The organism is Stutzerimonas chloritidismutans (assembly GCF_051486945.1).
GTDB lineage: Bacteria > Pseudomonadota > Gammaproteobacteria > Pseudomonadales > Pseudomonadaceae > Stutzerimonas > Stutzerimonas chloritidismutans_B.
The window spans coordinates 267,206-282,210 of record NZ_JAHVDX010000002.1; the positions used below are offsets into that span (position 1 = coordinate 267,206).

Consider the following 15,005-nt stretch of genomic DNA (forward strand, 5'->3'; position numbering starts at 1 on the left):
CTGGCACTCTGTGCGCCAGCAGCCGCCTCGTTCCGGCCCGGTCGCTTCGCACTCCCTTCACAGGTCCGGATTCTATGAGCAAGCAACCCTCCATCAGCTACAAGGACGCCGGCGTCGACATCGATGCAGGCGAAGCGCTGGTCGAACGCATCAAAGGCGTAGCCAAGCGCACCGCGCGTCCCGAAGTCATGGGCGGTCTGGGCGGCTTTGGCGCCCTGTGCGAGATTCCTGCCGGCTACAAGCAGCCTGTACTGGTCTCCGGTACCGACGGTGTCGGCACCAAACTGCGCTTGGCATTGAATCTGAACAAACACGACAGCATCGGCCAGGATCTCGTCGCTATGTGCGTAAACGACCTGGTGGTCTGTGGTGCCGAACCGCTGTTCTTCCTCGACTACTACGCGACCGGCAAGCTCAATGTCGACGTGGCGGCTACCGTCGTGACCGGCATCGGTGCTGGCTGCGAACTGGCGGGCTGCTCACTGGTCGGCGGCGAAACTGCCGAGATGCCAGGCATGTACGAAGGCGAAGATTACGACCTTGCCGGCTTCTGCGTCGGCGTGGTGGAAAAAAGCGAAATCATCGACGGCTCCAAGGTGCAGGCTGGCGACGCCCTGATCGCGCTGCCCTCTTCCGGCCCGCACTCCAATGGTTACTCCCTGATTCGTAAGATCATTGAAGTGGCCGGTGTCGACATCGAACGGGTGCAGCTGAGCGGCATGCCGCTGGCTGATTTGCTCATGGCGCCGACCCGCATCTACGTCAAGCCACTGCTGCAACTGATCAAGAGCACCGGTGCAGTCAAGGCCATGGCTCATATCACTGGCGGCGGACTGCTTGACAACATTCCGCGTGTCCTTCCCGATGGCAGCCAGGCCGTTATCGATGTCGCCAGCTGGCAGCGTCCCGCCGTGTTCGACTGGCTGCAGCAGCAGGGCAACGTCGATGAGCACGAGATGCATCGCGTGTTGAACTGCGGCGTGGGCATGGTGATCTGCGTGGCGCAGGACCAAGTCGAGGCGGCCCTCGCCAGCCTGCGTGCCGCCGGCGAAGCCCCGTGGGTCATTGGCCAAATCGCAACGGCCAGCGAAGGCGCCGAGCGTGTCGTCCTGAACAATCTGAAAACCCACTGATGCCTGCAACCTGCAATGTCGTCGTGTTGATCTCGGGGTCGGGTAGCAACCTTCAGGCACTCATCGACAGCCTGGGCGCAGGCAACCCGACCCGCATCCGCGCGGTTGTGTGCAACCGTGAAGATGCGCTGGGTCTGCAACGCGCCCAAACGGCGGGCATCCCCACCCACCTGGTGCGGCACAAGGATTTCGCCGACCGCGAAGCCTTCGATGCCGCGCTGATGGCGATCATCGACGAGCACCAACCCGACCTGGTGGTGCTTGCCGGGTTCATGCGTATCCTGACGGCCGGATTCGTCCGTCACTACCAGGGCCGACTACTGAACATCCACCCGTCGCTGCTCCCGAGATATAAAGGACTGGACACGCATCGCCGCGCGATCGAGGCGGGGGATACGGAACACGGCTGCAGCGTGCACTTCGTTACCGAAGAGCTTGACGGCGGCCCCGTCGCGCTCCAGGCACAGCTTGCGATCCTGCCTGGCGACACGCTCGATACCTTGACGGCGCGCGTCCATGCCGCTGAACACATCATCTATCCGCTGGCCGTCCGCTGGTTCGCTGAAAGCCGCTTGCGCCTCGCCGACCAAGGCGCGATGCTTGACGGCAGCTTGCTGCCACCCAGCGGCCACCTCGTACGAATCTAGGAGACTTTATGCGTCGCGCCTTGTTGCTCGCCCTCGCCGTCCTGGCCCTGCCAGTCCAGGCATTGGAGCTCAAGCCCTTCTCGGCCAGCTACACCGCCGATTGGAAACAGGTCCCTGTCAGCGGCACTGCCGAGCGAAGCCTCGAGAAGGTCGATAACGATACCTGGCGGCTCGATTTCGAAGCGTCCATGCTGGTGGCCAGCTTCAACGAGCGCAGTACTTTCAAGGTCGAGGGAGACCGTTTCGTCCCGCAAAGCTATCGCCTCAAGCGCAGCGGATTGGGCAAAGGCAAGACCATCAAGCACGACTTCGACTGGCAGGCCAAGAAAGTGATCGGCGAAGACCGCGGCGATGCGGTCGAGCTCCCGCTCAATACCGGCCTGCTCGACAAATCCACCTACCAGATAGCGCTTCAGCATGCCGTGGCTGCTGGCGAAAAAAGCATGAGCTACCAAGTCGTCGATGGCGACGAAGTCGAGACCTATGATTTCCGCGTGCTCGGTGAGGAAGCAGTCAGCACCAAGGCCGGCCGGGTCGACGCAATCAAGGTGGAGCGTGTCCGCGATCCGACCCAGAGCAAGCGCCAAACCATCCTCTGGTTCGCCAAGGATTGGGATTTCCTGCTGGTTCGCCTCCATCAGATCGAAAAGGACGGCAAGGAATATCAGATCATGCTGCAGGAAGGCACCGTGGACGGCCGTACCGTCAAGGGCAATTGATTCATAGCCGCGCCGCTACGTCGGCGCGGCTCCTTCCATTCACTGCCGGACCTTTCAATGACAGCACAGTGCCGCGCGTTTCTGTTCGCCCTGCTTCCACTTTTCGCCGGCTGCCAGACACTCTCCGGCGACCAGCCGACGGCGCCGACCGAACGCCTGCGTGGCACCGTCGAACAGGTGGACGGGCAGTTGCTGCTCACCACCTGCATGCCTCAACGCACGCTCGAGCTGGTCGACAGCGGCAAAACCGGCCTCCCTGACGACGTGGTCGCGTTGCCCGCCGGCCAGCCGGTATTCGCCGATGTGCGCGGGCGCCTCGCTGGCGGCACCGCAGCCACTGGCCGGCTCGAGCTCACCCGCGTGTACCGTTTGCAGGCTGAAGGCCCCGGTTGCAACGACCCGGACCTGCCGCTGACGCTGCTACGCGCGAGCGGCAACGAGCCTGGTTGGAACGTGGTGATCACCAAGGCCGGCATGCTTCTGAACCGCATCGGCGAAGCGCCGATGGCTGTGCCCTACCTCGAGGAACAGCTACCGGACGGGCAGACCAATTTCAGTAGCGAGGCCAATGCGCAGCGCATCGATCTTTGGGTCGCGCCGCAACGGTGCGTGGACAGCGCCAGCGGCGCCGTGACCCACCTCACCGCCGAGCTACGTCTTGACGATCAAACCTTGCGCGGCTGCGCCTATTACGGCGGCGCTCGCAGCGATTGACCCTATCGAAGCGCCTGGCGCTTCCCTACGTGTCGAAGACTTTAACGATGAATGACGCCCTGACTCAGCTGCAGCCCTACCCGTTCGAAAAGCTCCGCGTATTGCTCGCCGATGCCACGCCCTCGGCCGACAAGCGTCCAATCTCCCTTTCGATTGGCGAGCCGAAGCACCGTTCACCGGCGTTCGTTGCCCAGGCCCTGGCCGACAACCTCGACCAGCTTGCCGTCTACCCCACCACCCTTGGGATACCCGCGCTGCGCGAATCCATTGCCCGCTGGTGCGAGCGCCGCTTCGGCGTGGCGGCTGGCACGCTCGACCCCGCTCGCCACGTGCTGCCCGTCAATGGCACACGCGAAGCGCTATTCGCCTTCACCCAGGCCGTGGTCAACCGGGAGCCGGGTGCACTGGTCTTGAGCCCAAACCCCTTCTATCAGATCTACGAAGGCGCGGCGCTGCTGGCCGGGGCGACGCCGCATTACCTGCCCTGCACCGAATCGAACGGTTTCAACCCCGACTTCGATGCGGTGCCGGCGGACGTCTGGCAGCGGACGCAAATCCTTTTCCTCTGCTCGCCGGGCAATCCAACCGGCGCGCTCGTCCCGCTGGAAACGCTCAAGCGTCTGATCGCGCTGGCCGACGAACATGACTTCGTGATTGCGGCCGACGAGTGTTACAGCGAGCTGTACTTCGACGAGGCGAACCCCCCAGCCGGCCTGCTCACGGCTTGCGCGGCGCTGGGCCGAGACGATTTCCGTCGCTGCGTGGTCTTCCACAGCCTCTCCAAGCGATCGAACCTCCCAGGGCTGCGCTCAGGGTTCGTCGCCGGAGACGCCGAAATCCTCAAGGCGTTCCTGCTCTACCGCACCTATCACGGCTGTGCGATGCCGGTGCAGACTCAACTGGCCAGCATCGCCGCGTGGAACGATGAAGCGCATGTGCAGGCCAACCGCGAGCTGTATCGTGAAAAATTCGATGCGGTGCTCGATATCCTCGCGCCGGTCATGGACGTGCAGCGCCCAGACGGCGGCTTCTATCTGTGGCCGAAAACGCCGATGGACGATGCGCGTTTCACCCGCGAACTGTTCGCCAGCGAGCACGTCACTGTCGTGCCGGGTTCTTACCTGTCACGGGAGGTTGATGGCTTCAACCCGGGTGCCGGGCGCGTACGGATGGCGCTCGTTGCACCACTGGGCGAATGCATCGAAGCGGCACAACGCATCCGCGCATTCATCGAAACGCGTTGAAACAACGGCCGGCCGCACATGCGACCGGCTGCATCAGGCCACGCCGGGCGGGATCATGTCCTTGCCGTAGTCGCGTAGTTTTTCCAGATTCTCAGGCTTCATGTGTTCCGGAATGTCCGCCTGGTTGGTGTTATCCCGCGTGTCCCGCGGCGGCCTCTCAGGCTTGCGCTCGGATTCGTTCATTCTGCACCTCCGTCAAATCGCATGTTCTTCCCAGATCAGCTCCCCGGTGTCGCTAACCTCGCGCACCTTGGTCAGCGCCGCCTCGGCTGCGACATCGGCCTCTGAAGCGAGGTCGTAGCGACGCCCGTTGGCAACCCGGAAAACCTGCGTGTTTTCGTCGCTGCCGCGTCGTTTCACTGCAATGACCGCCTCGAAGGCCTCCTCGACGGGAACCGCCGACGAAATCGCTTCGTAGTGTTCAAAATGCTTGCGTGCCATGGAGACTCCTCGTCGTAGCGATGGTCTCTTGTGGACAACGCGAGACGGGCAAATGATCGCCGCGGCCGCGTTGCATTCGCTGAACCGTCGTCGCGCCAGCGACTCAATCGAGGACAGCCAGAGGAGATCCACGCTATGCAGATGACCGAGCATTACAGCGCCAGCGCCCCGACACGCGCGGAGGTCGATGCCTTGGACGGACTCACCCTGCTCGAATTCGGCACCGACTGGTGCGGGCATTGCCGAGCAGCCCAGGCACCCTTGGCGCGCGCGCTGTCCGAACATGACCTGCGTCACCTCAAGATCGAGGACGGCCCGGGTCGCGCGCTTGGCCGATCCTTTCGGGTCAAGCTGTGGCCGACGTTGATTCTGATGCGCCAGGGTGAGGAACTAGGCCGCGTAGTGCGCCCTACCAGCGAGCAACCCATCGAGGCCCTGCTCAACTCGGACAGGACTGGATAGCCACCCGCTTACGGGCGGCAGGCTTCGTCCTGGCATGGCATAATCCGCGGCCCAGCCTGGCCGGAGTAGACGGAGCCCAGTTATGCCTGATTCGAAAAATGCGTTGTGCCTGTACGGCATCAAGGCGTGCGACACCATGAAAAAGGCCCGCACCTGGCTCGATGCGCACGGACTGGAGTACCAGTTCCATGATTACAAGAGCGCCGGCATCGACCGCGCCCATCTGCAGGCCTGGTGCGACGAGCACGGCTGGCAGACCCTCCTCAACCGTGCCGGCACCACGTTCCGCAAGCTGGACGACGCGCAGAAGGCCGATCTTGACCAGGCCAAGGCGATCGAGCTGATGCTGGCCCAGCCGTCGATGATCAAGCGCCCGGTGCTCGATCTCGGTGACAGGACGCTGGTTGGTTTCAAGCCTGACATCTACGCCGCCGAAGTCGCGGCCAAGCACTAAACACCCGCTCGCCCGCGAGCGCGATGACATAAGGATTTCCCATGAGCACCTCCCTTTTCAGCCTGGCGTTCGGCGTCGGCACCCAGAACCGCCAGGGCAACTGGCTGGAAGTCTTCTACGCACAACCGCTGCTGAAACCAGCCGGAGAGCTGGTTGACGCCGTCGCCCCACTGCTCGGCTACGAGGGCGGCAATCAGGCGATAACGATCACCACTGCGCAGGCCGCGCAGCTGGCCGACGCGCTGAAGTCGATCGATCCCGTCCAGCACGCCCTGCTGACCCGCCTGGCCGAAAGCCAACGCCCGCTGGTGGCGACGCTGCTGGCCGACGACAGCGCGCTGACCTCCACACCCGAGGCCTACCTCAAGCTGCACCTGATTTCTCATCGCCTGGTCAAGCCGCACGGCGTGAGCCTGGCCGGCATCTTCCCGCTGCTGCCAAACGTCGCCTGGACCAACCAGGGCGCCGTTGACCTGGCCGAGCTCGCGGAGCGTCAGCTCGAAGCCCGCCTGAAGGGTTACCTGCTGGAAGTCGTCTCGGTCGACAAGTTTCCGAAGATGACGGACTACGTTGTCCCCGCCGGCGTACGCATCGCCGACAGCGCACGGATTCGCCTGGGCGCATACGTGGGAGAAGGCACCACCGTAATGCACGAGGGTTTCATCAACTTCAACGCCGGCACCGAAGGCCCGGGCATGATCGAAGGTCGCGTTTCGGCGGGCGTTTTCGTCGGCAAAGGCTCGGACCTCGGCGGCGGCTGCTCGACCATGGGCACCCTGTCTGGCGGCGGCAACATCGTGATCTCGGTCGGCGAAGGCTGCCTGATCGGCGCCAACGCCGGCATCGGCATTCCGCTGGGCGACCGCAACACCGTCGAATCCGGCCTGTATGTCACCGCTGGCACCAAGGTCAACCTGCTCGATGAGCAAGGTGAGCTGGTCAAAGTCGTCAAAGCACGCGAATTGGCTGGCCAGAGCGACCTGCTGTTCCGCCGCAATTCCCAGACCGGCGCGGTCGAGTGCAAGACGCACAAGTCCGCAATCGAGCTGAACGAGGCGCTGCACGCGCACAACTAAGCAGAAAGACCGATCGAAGCGCTGGAGGCCAGCTGGACGCATGGGCGTTAGCCCGTCCCGCCTCCGGCCGCTTCGGGGCACAGAGCCAAAGGACGAAAACAATGTCGCTTGTCTCCCCCTGGCGTGCCGACTTCCCTGCCCTGGCCGTACTCGAAACCCAGGGCCAGACCTATCTCGACAGTGCCGCAACCTCCCAGAAGCCGCAGGCGCTGATCGATGCCCTCACCGGCTATTACACCTGCGGCACCGCCAACGTGCACCGTGCCCAGCACCAGCCCGCCGAGCGCGCCACCCGAGCCTTCGAAGACGCACGAATCAAGGTCGCGCACTGGCTGAACGCTGCCTGCCCGACTGAGATCGTCTTCACCCGTGGCGCTACCGAGGCCTTGAACCTGCTCGCCTACGGTCTCGAACATCTGATCGAACCGGGTGACGAGATCGTCGTTAGTGCGCTCGAGCATCACGCCAACCTGCTGCCCTGGCAGCAACTAGCGCGGCGCCGTGAAGCCAAGCTAGTGGTCCTGCCGCTCGATGCCCGCGGGCTGATCGACCTAAGCGCCGCGGCAGAACTGATCGGCCCGCGGACTCGCCTGCTAGCGGTAAGCCAGCTGTCCAACGTTCTGGGCGCCTGGCAGCCCCTGGCTGAGCTGCTACCCCTGGCCCGGAAACAAGGCGCGCTCAGCATCGTCGACGGTGCGCAAGGCGTCGTGCACGGGCGCCATGACATGCAGGCCCTGGACTGCGACTTCTACGTGCTTTCAAGCCACAAGCTGTACGGCCCGGAGGGTGTTGGCGCGCTCTATGGCCGCGGCGAATCGCTGCTCAAGCTCAAGCACTGGCAATTCGGCGGCGAAATGGTCCGTATCGCCGACTTCCACAGCGCCGACTTTCACAGCGCCCCGCTGGGTTTCGAGGCCGGCACCCCACCGATCGGCGGCGTGATCGGCCTGGGCGCCACGTTGGACTACCTGTCCCGGCTCAACGAGGCGCTGGTCAGCGGCCACGAACAGGCGCTGCACATGAAGCTGCTCGCCGGGCTCGCGGTCCGCGACGGGGTCCGTCTGCTAGGCGAGCCACGCATTGCCCTGGCCAGTTTCACTGTCGACGGGATTCACCATAGCGACCTCGCGCACTTGCTCACCGAACAAGGCATTGCCATTCGCAGCGGCACGCATTGCGCGCAACCGCTGCTGAAAAGCCTGGGCATCGAAGGGGCCATCCGTGTTTCCCTCGGGCTCTATAACGATGGCACCGACCTCGAGCGATTCTTCGGCGCATTGGACCAGGCTTTGGAGATGCTGCGATGAGCGAGCTGCCCCCCGCTGCGGCCCAAACGCTGCAACGCTTCGAACAAGCGGCGGGCTGGGAGCAGCGCGCACGGCTGCTGATGCAGCTAGGCGACCATCTCGAGCCGCTGGCCGACGATGAGCGAGACGACGCGCACCTCGTGGCCGGCTGCGAGAGCCGGCTCTGGCTGGCAGGCGAGCGCCACGAGAATGGCTGGCGATTCCGCGGGACCAGCGAGGCGCGGCTCCTACGCGGCCTGCTCGCTGCATTGCTGGTAAGGGTCAACGGCTTGAACACCAACGAATTGCAAGCACTGGACGCGGCCGAGTGGTTTGGCCAACTGGGCTTGTCGCGACAGCTGTCACCGTCTCGCGCCAACGGAATGAATGCAGTCATTGCGCGTATGCGCGCGTTGGCGGCGCAAGGCTGAGCTAGCCCTTCGCGCGCTCGGCTGGGCGACGCGCCCCCGCGACCAGCTTATCCACCGCTCGAGCAGCAGCCACCAAGCCAAAGCTGGCCGTAACCATCATCGCCGCGCCGAAACCACCGGTACAGTCCAACTTGACCCCCTCGCCGACGAAGCTCTTGCTCTGGCAGACGCCACCGTCGGGCTTCGGATAGCGCAGCTGCTCGGTCGAAAAAACGCAGGGCACGCTATAGGTGCGGCCAGGAGTGCGCGAAAAGTTGTACTCCCGCCGCAGCAAGGAGCGGACCTTGGCCGCGAGTGGATCGTTAAATGTCTTGTTCAGATCAGTGACCTGGATTTGCGTCGGGTCGACCTGGCCGCCGGCACCGCCGGTAGCAATGATCTGGATTTTGCGGCGTTTGCACCAGGCGATCAGCGCCGCCTTCGCCGGCACGCTGTCGATGCAGTCGATGACGCAGTCGAGTTGCTCGGTGATGTACTCGGCCATGGTGTCTCGGGTGACGAAGTCAGCGATGGCGTGCACGACGCACTTCGGGTTGATCGCCCGTATCCGCGCCGCCATCTCATCCACCTTTGGTTTGCCTACCGCGCCGTCAAGCGCATGCACCTGACGGTTGGTGTTGGTGATGCACACGTCATCGAGGTCGAACAGGCTGATTTCCCCGACACCGCTACGCGCCAGCGCCTCCGCCGCCCACGATCCGACCCCGCCGATGCCGACCACCGCGACATGCGCCGCAGCCAGTCGTTCGAGCCCTTCGGAGCCGTACAGGCGGGCAATGCCGCCGAAACGCTGATCGTCGATTGGCATCTCGATACCCCCGCTGAAAACAGCGCCGATTATAGGTGTGCAGGGCGCTGCAAAAACAGCTCGGCCGCCCACTGTACAGGCATTCGGGCCGAGAGTAGGATGCGCGCCAGCCGGCGTTCGCCGGACTTCCCGCTGTTCCTCCTCCTGGAACCTTCGCACCGATGTCAGCTCGCAAAATGGGTCTCAACCTAGTCATGGTCGTGGCCGTGGCTTCGCTGTTTACCGGCCTCTGGGCCTGGTTCAACCAACCGCAGGAAGCACCCGACTGGCCCGACCAGATCGCCGGCTATTCCTTTTCGCCGTTCCGCCTGCAGCAAGACCCGCAGGATGGCACCTACCCCAGCGAAGACGAGATCCGCGCCGATCTTGAACTCCTGACGAGCCAGACCGACAACATCCGCACCTATTCGGTGGACGATGTGCTCGGTGAAATCCCGCGCCTGGCGCAGGAAGCGGGGCTGCGTGTGACGCTCGGGATCTGGCTGAGCAACGACCTCGCGGCCAACGAGGCACAGATCGCGCGCGGTATCGAGATCGCCAAGCGCGAGCGCAGCGTAATCCGCGTCATTGTCGGCAACGAAGCGCTGTTCCGAGAGGAAGTCACGGTCGAGCAGATGATCGGCTACCTGGACCGTGTCCGCTCGGCCTTGAAGGTGCCGGTCACGACGGCCGAGCAGTGGCACATCTGGGAGAAGTACCCGGAGCTAGCCAAGCACGTCGATCTGGTGGCGGCCCACGTGCTGCCCTACTGGGAATTCGTGCCGCGCGAGGACTCGGTCACCTTCGTGCTCGACCGCGCGCGTGAGCTGAAGAAAGCCTTCCCGAAAAAACCGCTGCTGCTGGCGGAAGTGGGCTGGCCGAGCAACGGCCGTACCCGTGGCGGCGCCGTCGCGGACCAGGCCGAGCAAGCTTTGTACCTGCGCGAACTGGTCAATGCGCTCAACGCCAACGGCTACGCTTATTTCGTTATCGAGGCTTTCGATCAGCCTTGGAAAGCGGGTGAAGAAGGCGCGGTGGGCGCCTATTGGGGGGTGTTCAACGCCGAGCGCCAGCCCAAGTTCCCGCTGACCGGCCCGGTCGTGGAAATTCCTCAATGGCATCTGCTGGCCAGCGCATCTGGGGTTCTGGCCCTGCTGGCCCTGGCCCTATTGCTGATCGACGGCAGCGCGCTGCGCCAGCGTGGCCGAACCTTCCTGACGATGGTCGCCTTTGTCGTGGCCACGATGCTGGTCTGGATTGCCTATGACTTCAGCCAGCAATACAGCACCTGGTTCGGCATTACCGTTGGCGTGCTGCTGGCGCTCGGTGCGCTCGGTGTGATGATCGTGCTGCTCACCGAAGCACACGAGCTCGCCGAGACCGTCTGGAAACGGCAACGCGTACGCCCGTTCCTGCCGGTGACGGCGGATAGCAGCTACCGCCCGATGGTCTCTGTGCACGTGCCCTGCTACAACGAACCGCCTGAGATGGTGAAGCAGACGCTCAATGCGCTGGCCCGCCTGGATTACGCGCACTTCGAAGTGCTGGTGATCGACAACAACACCCGGGACCCGGCGATCTGGGAACCCGTGCAAGCTCACTGCGAGGTGCTCGGCGCGCGATTCCGCTTCTTCCACGTCGCGCCGCTGGCCGGTTTCAAGGGCGGCGCGCTGAACTACGCGATGCAGCACACCAGTCCAGACGCCGAGATCATCGCCGTCATCGACTCGGACTACTGCGTCAGCCCCAACTGGCTGAAGCAGATGGTGCCGCACTTCGCCGATCCGCGGATCGCTGTGGTGCAATCCCCACAGGACTACCGCGACGAGCACGAGTCACTGTTCAAGAAACTCTGCTACGCCGAATACAAGGGCTTCTTCCACATTGGCATGGTGACGCGCAACGACCGCGACGCGATCATCCAGCACGGCACCATGACCATGACGCGCAAGTCCGTACTGGATGAACTGAAGTGGGCCGAGTGGTGCATCACCGAAGACGCCGAACTGGGCCTGCGGGTGTTCCAGAAAGGCCTATCGGCCGCCTACTCGGAGCACAGCTTCGGCAAGGGCCTGATGCCCGACACCTTCATCGACTTTAAAAAGCAGCGGTTCCGCTGGGCCTACGGCGCCATGCAGATCTGCAAACATCACCTGGCCAGTCTGCTGCTGGGCCGCGGCAGCGACCTGACCCGCGGCCAGCGCTATCACTTCCTCGCCGGCTGGTTGCCCTGGGTGGCCGATGGGCTCAACGTGTTCTTCACGCTTGGCGCACTGCTCTGGTCCGCGGCGATGATCATCGTGCCCAACCGGGTCGACCCACCGCTGCTGATCTTCGCACTACCGCCGCTGGCGCTGTTCGTGTTCAAGCTTGGCAAGATCCTGTTCCTCTACCGTCGGGCCGTGGGCGTGAACATGCGCGACGCGATGTCCGCCGCCGTGGCGGGCCTTGCCTTGTCGCACACCATTGCCAAGGCCGTGCTGTTCGGGTTGGTGACACGCAGCATTCCCTTCTTCCGCACGCCCAAGCTGCGTAGCAGCCATGGCCTACTGGTCGCACTGGCCGAAGCGCGCGAGGAAGCCTTCGTGATGATCCTGCTGTGGGGCGCCGCGCTTGGCATTTGCCTCTCGCAAAAGCAGCCCGGTCTGGACGTAACCTTCTGGGTCGTCGTCTTGCTGGTTCAGTCGCTGCCCTACCTCGCAGCGTTGATCATGGCGCTGCTGTCTTCGCTGCCAAAGCCGAGTGCCGAGGCGCTGGGCGAACCCGCCGGGATGCAGTGATCCAGCCGGCTCCGCCGCCCAGGCGGAGCCGGCTCACATCGCAAAAGCCGTCGCCGGATGATTTGCTTTAGAATTGCGGCCTTTCCCCTTCCCTGTCCGGAGCCGTGATGACCGCCGCTGCCCTCACCCCTACTCTCGAATTGGCCTGCGAGCTGATCAATCGGCCTTCGGTGACACCGGTGGATGAGGGCTGCCAACAATTGATGGGCGCGCGCCTAGCCGCGTGCGGCTTTCAGGTTGAGCCAATGCGGATCGAGGACGTCGACAATTTCTGGGCGATTCGCGGCAGCGAAGGTCCAGTGCTCTGCTTTGCCGGGCATACCGACGTGGTGCCGACCGGCCCCGAGCAGGCCTGGCAGACGCCTCCATTCACCGCCCGCATCGACGAAGCCGGCATGCTGCGTGGGCGTGGCGCGGCGGACATGAAGGGCAGCCTGGCAGCCATGATCGTAGCGGTCGAACGCTTCACCGCCAGCCACCCGGACCACAAGGGCCAGATTGCATTTCTCATCACCAGCGACGAAGAAGGCCCGGCGCATCACGGCACCAAAGCCGTCGTGGAACGCTTGCGCGCGCGCGGCCAGCGGCTGGACTGGTGCATCGTTGGCGAGCCATCGAGCACGGCGCTGGTCGGAGATATAGTCAAGAACGGCCGGCGCGGCTCACTCGGAGGCACGCTCACGGTTCGCGGGCAGCAGGGGCACGTGGCCTATCCGCACCTGGCGCGGAACCCCATTCACCTGGCGGCGCCGGCGCTCGCCGAACTGGCGGCCGAGCACTGGGATGACGGCAATGCGTTCTTCCCGCCAACCAGCTTCCAGATTTCAAACCTAAACGCTGGCACCGGCGCGACGAACGTCATTCCCGGTACGCTCGAGGCGGTGTTCAACTTCCGTTTTTCCACCGAGTCGACCGTGGATGGGCTCAAGCAGCGCACCGCCGCCATCCTCGACAAGCACGGCCTGGACTGGAGCGTCGATTGGGCCCTGTCGGGCCTGCCGTTCCTGACCGAGCCCGGCGAGCTGCTGGATGGTGTCGCCCGCGCTATCCGCAGCGTGACCGGCCGCGAAACGCAAGCTTCAACCAGCGGAGGCACGTCGGATGGCCGCTTCATCGCCACCCTGGGCACGCAGGTCGTCGAACTCGGCCCGGTCAATGCCACCATTCACCAGGTTGACGAACATGTGCTGGCCAGCGACCTCGACCTGCTCACCGACATCTACTACCAGACCCTGGTCAACCTGCTCGCATGCTGACTTGCCCGCTCTGCCAGGCGCCGCTCGGCGCCGTTGAAAACGGTGTGGCCTGCCCGGCCAACCACCGGTTCGACCGCGCCCGCCAGGGCTATCTCAACCTGCTGCCCGTTCAACACAAAAACAGCCGCGACCCGGGCGATAACCAGGCCATGGTCGAGGCGCGGCGGCGCTTCCTCGAGGCCGGCCATTACGCGCCACTGGCGGCACGGCTGGCTGAACTGGCTGCCCAGCAGTCTCCCGCGCGATGGCTCGATATTGGCTGCGGTGAGGGCTACTACACCGCACAGCTCGCCGGGGCGCTGCCCGAGGCCGAAGGCTATGCGCTCGACATATCCCGGGAAGCCGTCAAGCGCGCTTGCAAACGCGCGCCGCAACTGGAGTGGCTGGTCGCAAGCATGGCGCGCGTACCGTTGACTGATTCGAGCTGCGACCTGCTCGCCAGCGTGTTCAGCCCGCTGGACTGGCACGAGGCGCGGCGACTGCTCGCGCCCGGTGGCGGGCTGCTGCGCATGGGCCCGACTCGAGAACACCTGTGGGAACTGCGCGAGCTGCTGTATGACGAAATACGTGATTACGATGACGAGAAGCACCTGTCGCTGATTCCTGAAGGCATGCGCCTCGCCCACAGCGAGACGCTGACCTACCGGATGCGGCTCGACGATCCCCAGGCCCGCGCCGACCTGCTGGCGATGACGCCACATGGCTGGCGAGCCAGCGCCGAACGCCGCGCCGCGGTGGTCGATGCGCCGTTGGAAGTCCGGGTTGCGATACGTTACGACTGGATTCAGCGCGAGCCGCGCTAACTCACACAAGGCAATCGCCCATGCGCCAACCCGATATCGAGATTTACCTCAGGGACGCCAGCCAGCAGGCGGTCAACGACTGGCTGACCAGCGCCCTGGGGCCCTGCTCGGCCTGGCAGCCGCGCGGCCAGACCTTCAAGTGCCGCGCCGGCGAGATACCCGTCACCTGGCTGCCCAACGCCGTTGGAAAATGGCATTGCCTGTTGCTGGAGAGCGACGCGACGCCCTGGGCCGACGACGTCGCCTGTGCCCATGCTGCGCATCAGGCGCTGGGCGTCGAGATACGCTGCGCACCTGGCGGGTGGAGCGAGGACGAAGCCGAGGATGACGCCGACCGTTGGGTCTGCGTTAGTGAAGAGGGTGAGCGCGAGATCATCTGGCGCACCGGCTGAGCGGGTGGAGCAGCCACAACCACAGGCATGAAAAAGGCCCGTCGTGCAGTGCATCGACGGGCCTTCTTTCCAGCGCGGGTTCAGAGCCCGGCGACATCCTCGGCCTGCAGGCCTTTCTGGCCTTGAATCACCGAGAACTCCACCTGCTGACCTTCAGCCAGAGAGCGGTGGCCTTGGCCACGAATCGCCTGGTAGTGCACAAACACATCCGGGCCACTCCCCCGCTGGATGAATCCATAACCCTTGGCATCGTTGAACCACTTGACGGTTCCGGTTTCGCGCTCAGCCATCCTACTTCTCCAACTCGCTTCTTATTATTCCCCGCACGGGGCGTGATCGTTCAGGCCCGAGCTGTCCCGGCCTGCCTGGCAATGTACCGG

At 64.2% G+C, this 15,005-nt stretch carries 18 protein-coding genes; 14 read left to right on the forward strand and 4 right to left on the reverse strand.

The genetic code is table 11. The annotated features are described in order from the left end of the window. Positions 1 to 74 precede the first annotated feature (74 nt). From purM to dapC, 5 genes are read left to right on the forward strand one after another with little or no spacing between them, the layout of a single operon-like run. Positions 75 to 1,133, forward strand: coding sequence for a phosphoribosylformylglycinamidine cyclo-ligase (gene purM / locus KXR72_RS08290; protein ID WP_437420632.1), 1,059 nt, complete (start codon positions 75 to 77; stop codon positions 1,131 to 1,133). Beyond that, positions 1,133 to 1,780 carry a phosphoribosylglycinamide formyltransferase gene (purN, locus tag KXR72_RS08295; protein WP_437420633.1) on the forward strand — a complete coding sequence of 216 codons (648 nt, stop codon included), beginning with the start codon at positions 1,133 to 1,135 and terminating at the stop codon, positions 1,778 to 1,780. The genes purM and purN overlap by 1 nt, the downstream gene beginning before the upstream one ends. Positions 1,781 to 1,788: 8 nt before the next feature. Further along, positions 1,789 to 2,499, forward strand: a complete 711-nt coding sequence (locus tag KXR72_RS08300) for a DUF3108 domain-containing protein (protein ID WP_437420634.1) — start codon at positions 1,789 to 1,791, stop codon at positions 2,497 to 2,499. A gap of 57 nt (positions 2,500 to 2,556) precedes the next feature. Next, positions 2,557 to 3,213: a COG3650 family protein gene (locus tag KXR72_RS08305; protein WP_437420635.1), complete on the forward strand. Its 657-nt coding sequence runs from the start codon at positions 2,557 to 2,559 to the stop codon at positions 3,211 to 3,213. A 47-nt stretch (positions 3,214 to 3,260) separates the two neighbouring features. Then, positions 3,261 to 4,457, forward strand: a complete 1,197-nt coding sequence (dapC, locus tag KXR72_RS08310; protein ID WP_437420636.1) for a succinyldiaminopimelate transaminase — start codon at positions 3,261 to 3,263, stop codon at positions 4,455 to 4,457. A gap of 33 nt (positions 4,458 to 4,490) precedes the next feature. Here dapC and KXR72_RS08315 read toward each other — a convergent pair whose 3' ends face one another. Both KXR72_RS08315 and KXR72_RS08320 read right to left on the reverse strand, forming a co-directional pair. Then, a complete protein-coding gene (locus KXR72_RS08315; protein ID WP_437420637.1) occupies positions 4,491 to 4,640 on the reverse strand; it encodes a hypothetical protein in 150 nt (49 codons plus the stop codon). Between the two features lie 12 nt (positions 4,641 to 4,652). Beyond that, on the reverse strand, positions 4,653 to 4,898 hold the full coding sequence (locus tag KXR72_RS08320) for a hypothetical protein (RefSeq protein ID WP_437420638.1): 246 nt from the start codon (positions 4,896 to 4,898) through the stop codon (positions 4,653 to 4,655). 135 nt (positions 4,899 to 5,033) lie between these two features. On the opposite strand from KXR72_RS08320, the gene KXR72_RS08325 reads away from it, so the two are divergent. The 5 genes from KXR72_RS08325 to KXR72_RS08345 all read left to right on the forward strand — a co-directional run bounded on the left by KXR72_RS08325 (position 5,034) and on the right by KXR72_RS08345 (position 8,607). Beyond that, a complete protein-coding gene (locus KXR72_RS08325) occupies positions 5,034 to 5,360 on the forward strand; it encodes a thioredoxin family protein (RefSeq protein ID WP_437420639.1) in 327 nt (108 codons plus the stop codon). Positions 5,361 to 5,442: 82 nt separating this feature from the next. Next, positions 5,443 to 5,814, forward strand: coding sequence for an ArsC family reductase (locus KXR72_RS08330; protein ID WP_437420640.1), 372 nt, complete (start codon positions 5,443 to 5,445; stop codon positions 5,812 to 5,814). A 41-nt stretch (positions 5,815 to 5,855) separates the two neighbouring features. Beyond that, on the forward strand, positions 5,856 to 6,890 hold the full coding sequence (gene dapD, locus KXR72_RS08335; RefSeq protein WP_437420641.1) for a 2,3,4,5-tetrahydropyridine-2,6-dicarboxylate N-succinyltransferase: 1,035 nt from the start codon (positions 5,856 to 5,858) through the stop codon (positions 6,888 to 6,890). 101 nt (positions 6,891 to 6,991) lie between these two features. Further along, positions 6,992 to 8,197: an aminotransferase class V-fold PLP-dependent enzyme gene (locus tag KXR72_RS08340; protein WP_437420642.1), complete on the forward strand. Its 1,206-nt coding sequence runs from the start codon at positions 6,992 to 6,994 to the stop codon at positions 8,195 to 8,197. Beyond that, complete coding sequence (locus KXR72_RS08345) at positions 8,194 to 8,607, forward strand: SufE family protein (protein WP_437420643.1); 414 nt, start codon at positions 8,194 to 8,196, stop codon at positions 8,605 to 8,607. Before KXR72_RS08340 ends, KXR72_RS08345 begins: the two co-directional genes overlap by 4 nt. Before the next feature lies 1 nt (position 8,608). On the opposite strand, the gene tcdA is transcribed toward KXR72_RS08345, so the two are convergent. Beyond that, on the reverse strand, positions 8,609 to 9,415 hold the full coding sequence (gene tcdA, locus KXR72_RS08350) for a tRNA cyclic N6-threonylcarbamoyladenosine(37) synthase TcdA (protein ID WP_437420644.1): 807 nt from the start codon (positions 9,413 to 9,415) through the stop codon (positions 8,609 to 8,611). Between the two features lie 161 nt (positions 9,416 to 9,576). On the opposite strand from tcdA, the gene KXR72_RS08355 reads away from it, so the two are divergent. From KXR72_RS08355 to KXR72_RS08370, 4 genes are all read left to right on the forward strand, one after another. After that, positions 9,577 to 12,174 (forward strand): glycosyltransferase, encoded by a 2,598-nt coding sequence (locus KXR72_RS08355; RefSeq protein ID WP_437420645.1) that lies wholly within the window; start codon positions 9,577 to 9,579, stop codon positions 12,172 to 12,174. A gap of 107 nt (positions 12,175 to 12,281) precedes the next feature. After that, complete coding sequence (dapE, locus tag KXR72_RS08360) at positions 12,282 to 13,430, forward strand: succinyl-diaminopimelate desuccinylase (protein WP_437420646.1); 1,149 nt, start codon at positions 12,282 to 12,284, stop codon at positions 13,428 to 13,430. Continuing rightward, positions 13,424 to 14,233, forward strand: a complete 810-nt coding sequence (locus tag KXR72_RS08365) for a putative RNA methyltransferase (RefSeq protein WP_437420647.1) — start codon at positions 13,424 to 13,426, stop codon at positions 14,231 to 14,233. The genes dapE and KXR72_RS08365 overlap by 7 nt, the downstream gene beginning before the upstream one ends. 20 nt (positions 14,234 to 14,253) lie before the next feature. Continuing rightward, on the forward strand, positions 14,254 to 14,625 hold the full coding sequence (locus KXR72_RS08370) for a hypothetical protein (RefSeq protein ID WP_437420648.1): 372 nt from the start codon (positions 14,254 to 14,256) through the stop codon (positions 14,623 to 14,625). Positions 14,626 to 14,705: 80 nt separating this feature from the next. Here the strand turns inward: KXR72_RS08370 and KXR72_RS08375 are convergent, their stop codons facing one another. After that, positions 14,706 to 14,915: a cold-shock protein gene (locus KXR72_RS08375; protein ID WP_437420649.1), complete on the reverse strand. Its 210-nt coding sequence runs from the start codon at positions 14,913 to 14,915 to the stop codon at positions 14,706 to 14,708. Positions 14,916 to 15,005: the final 90 nt, after the last annotated feature.

Excerpts from the sequence above, each read along its gene's own strand:
- purM (WP_437420632.1), top strand. The coding sequence starts at position 75 with ATGAGCAAGCAACCCTCCATCAGCTACAAGGACGCCGGCGTCGACATC.
- purN (WP_437420633.1), top strand. The coding sequence starts at position 1,133 with ATGCCTGCAACCTGCAATGTCGTCGTGTTGATCTCGGGGTCGGGTAGC.
- KXR72_RS08300 (WP_437420634.1), top strand. The coding sequence starts at position 1,789 with ATGCGTCGCGCCTTGTTGCTCGCCCTCGCCGTCCTGGCCCTGCCAGTC.
- KXR72_RS08305 (WP_437420635.1), top strand. The coding sequence starts at position 2,557 with ATGACAGCACAGTGCCGCGCGTTTCTGTTCGCCCTGCTTCCACTTTTC.
- dapC (WP_437420636.1), top strand. The coding sequence starts at position 3,261 with ATGAATGACGCCCTGACTCAGCTGCAGCCCTACCCGTTCGAAAAGCTC.
- KXR72_RS08315 (WP_437420637.1), bottom strand. The coding sequence starts at position 4,640 with ATGAACGAATCCGAGCGCAAGCCTGAGAGGCCGCCGCGGGACACGCGG.
- KXR72_RS08320 (WP_437420638.1), bottom strand. The coding sequence starts at position 4,898 with ATGGCACGCAAGCATTTTGAACACTACGAAGCGATTTCGTCGGCGGTT.
- KXR72_RS08325 (WP_437420639.1), top strand. The coding sequence starts at position 5,034 with ATGCAGATGACCGAGCATTACAGCGCCAGCGCCCCGACACGCGCGGAG.
- KXR72_RS08330 (WP_437420640.1), top strand. The coding sequence starts at position 5,443 with ATGCCTGATTCGAAAAATGCGTTGTGCCTGTACGGCATCAAGGCGTGC.
- dapD (WP_437420641.1), top strand. The coding sequence starts at position 5,856 with ATGAGCACCTCCCTTTTCAGCCTGGCGTTCGGCGTCGGCACCCAGAAC.
- KXR72_RS08340 (WP_437420642.1), top strand. The coding sequence starts at position 6,992 with ATGTCGCTTGTCTCCCCCTGGCGTGCCGACTTCCCTGCCCTGGCCGTA.
- KXR72_RS08345 (WP_437420643.1), top strand. The coding sequence starts at position 8,194 with ATGAGCGAGCTGCCCCCCGCTGCGGCCCAAACGCTGCAACGCTTCGAA.
- tcdA (WP_437420644.1), bottom strand. The coding sequence starts at position 9,415 with ATGCCAATCGACGATCAGCGTTTCGGCGGCATTGCCCGCCTGTACGGC.
- KXR72_RS08355 (WP_437420645.1), top strand. The coding sequence starts at position 9,577 with ATGTCAGCTCGCAAAATGGGTCTCAACCTAGTCATGGTCGTGGCCGTG.
- dapE (WP_437420646.1), top strand. The coding sequence starts at position 12,282 with ATGACCGCCGCTGCCCTCACCCCTACTCTCGAATTGGCCTGCGAGCTG.
- KXR72_RS08365 (WP_437420647.1), top strand. The coding sequence starts at position 13,424 with ATGCTGACTTGCCCGCTCTGCCAGGCGCCGCTCGGCGCCGTTGAAAAC.
- KXR72_RS08370 (WP_437420648.1), top strand. The coding sequence starts at position 14,254 with ATGCGCCAACCCGATATCGAGATTTACCTCAGGGACGCCAGCCAGCAG.
- KXR72_RS08375 (WP_437420649.1), bottom strand. The coding sequence starts at position 14,915 with ATGGCTGAGCGCGAAACCGGAACCGTCAAGTGGTTCAACGATGCCAAG.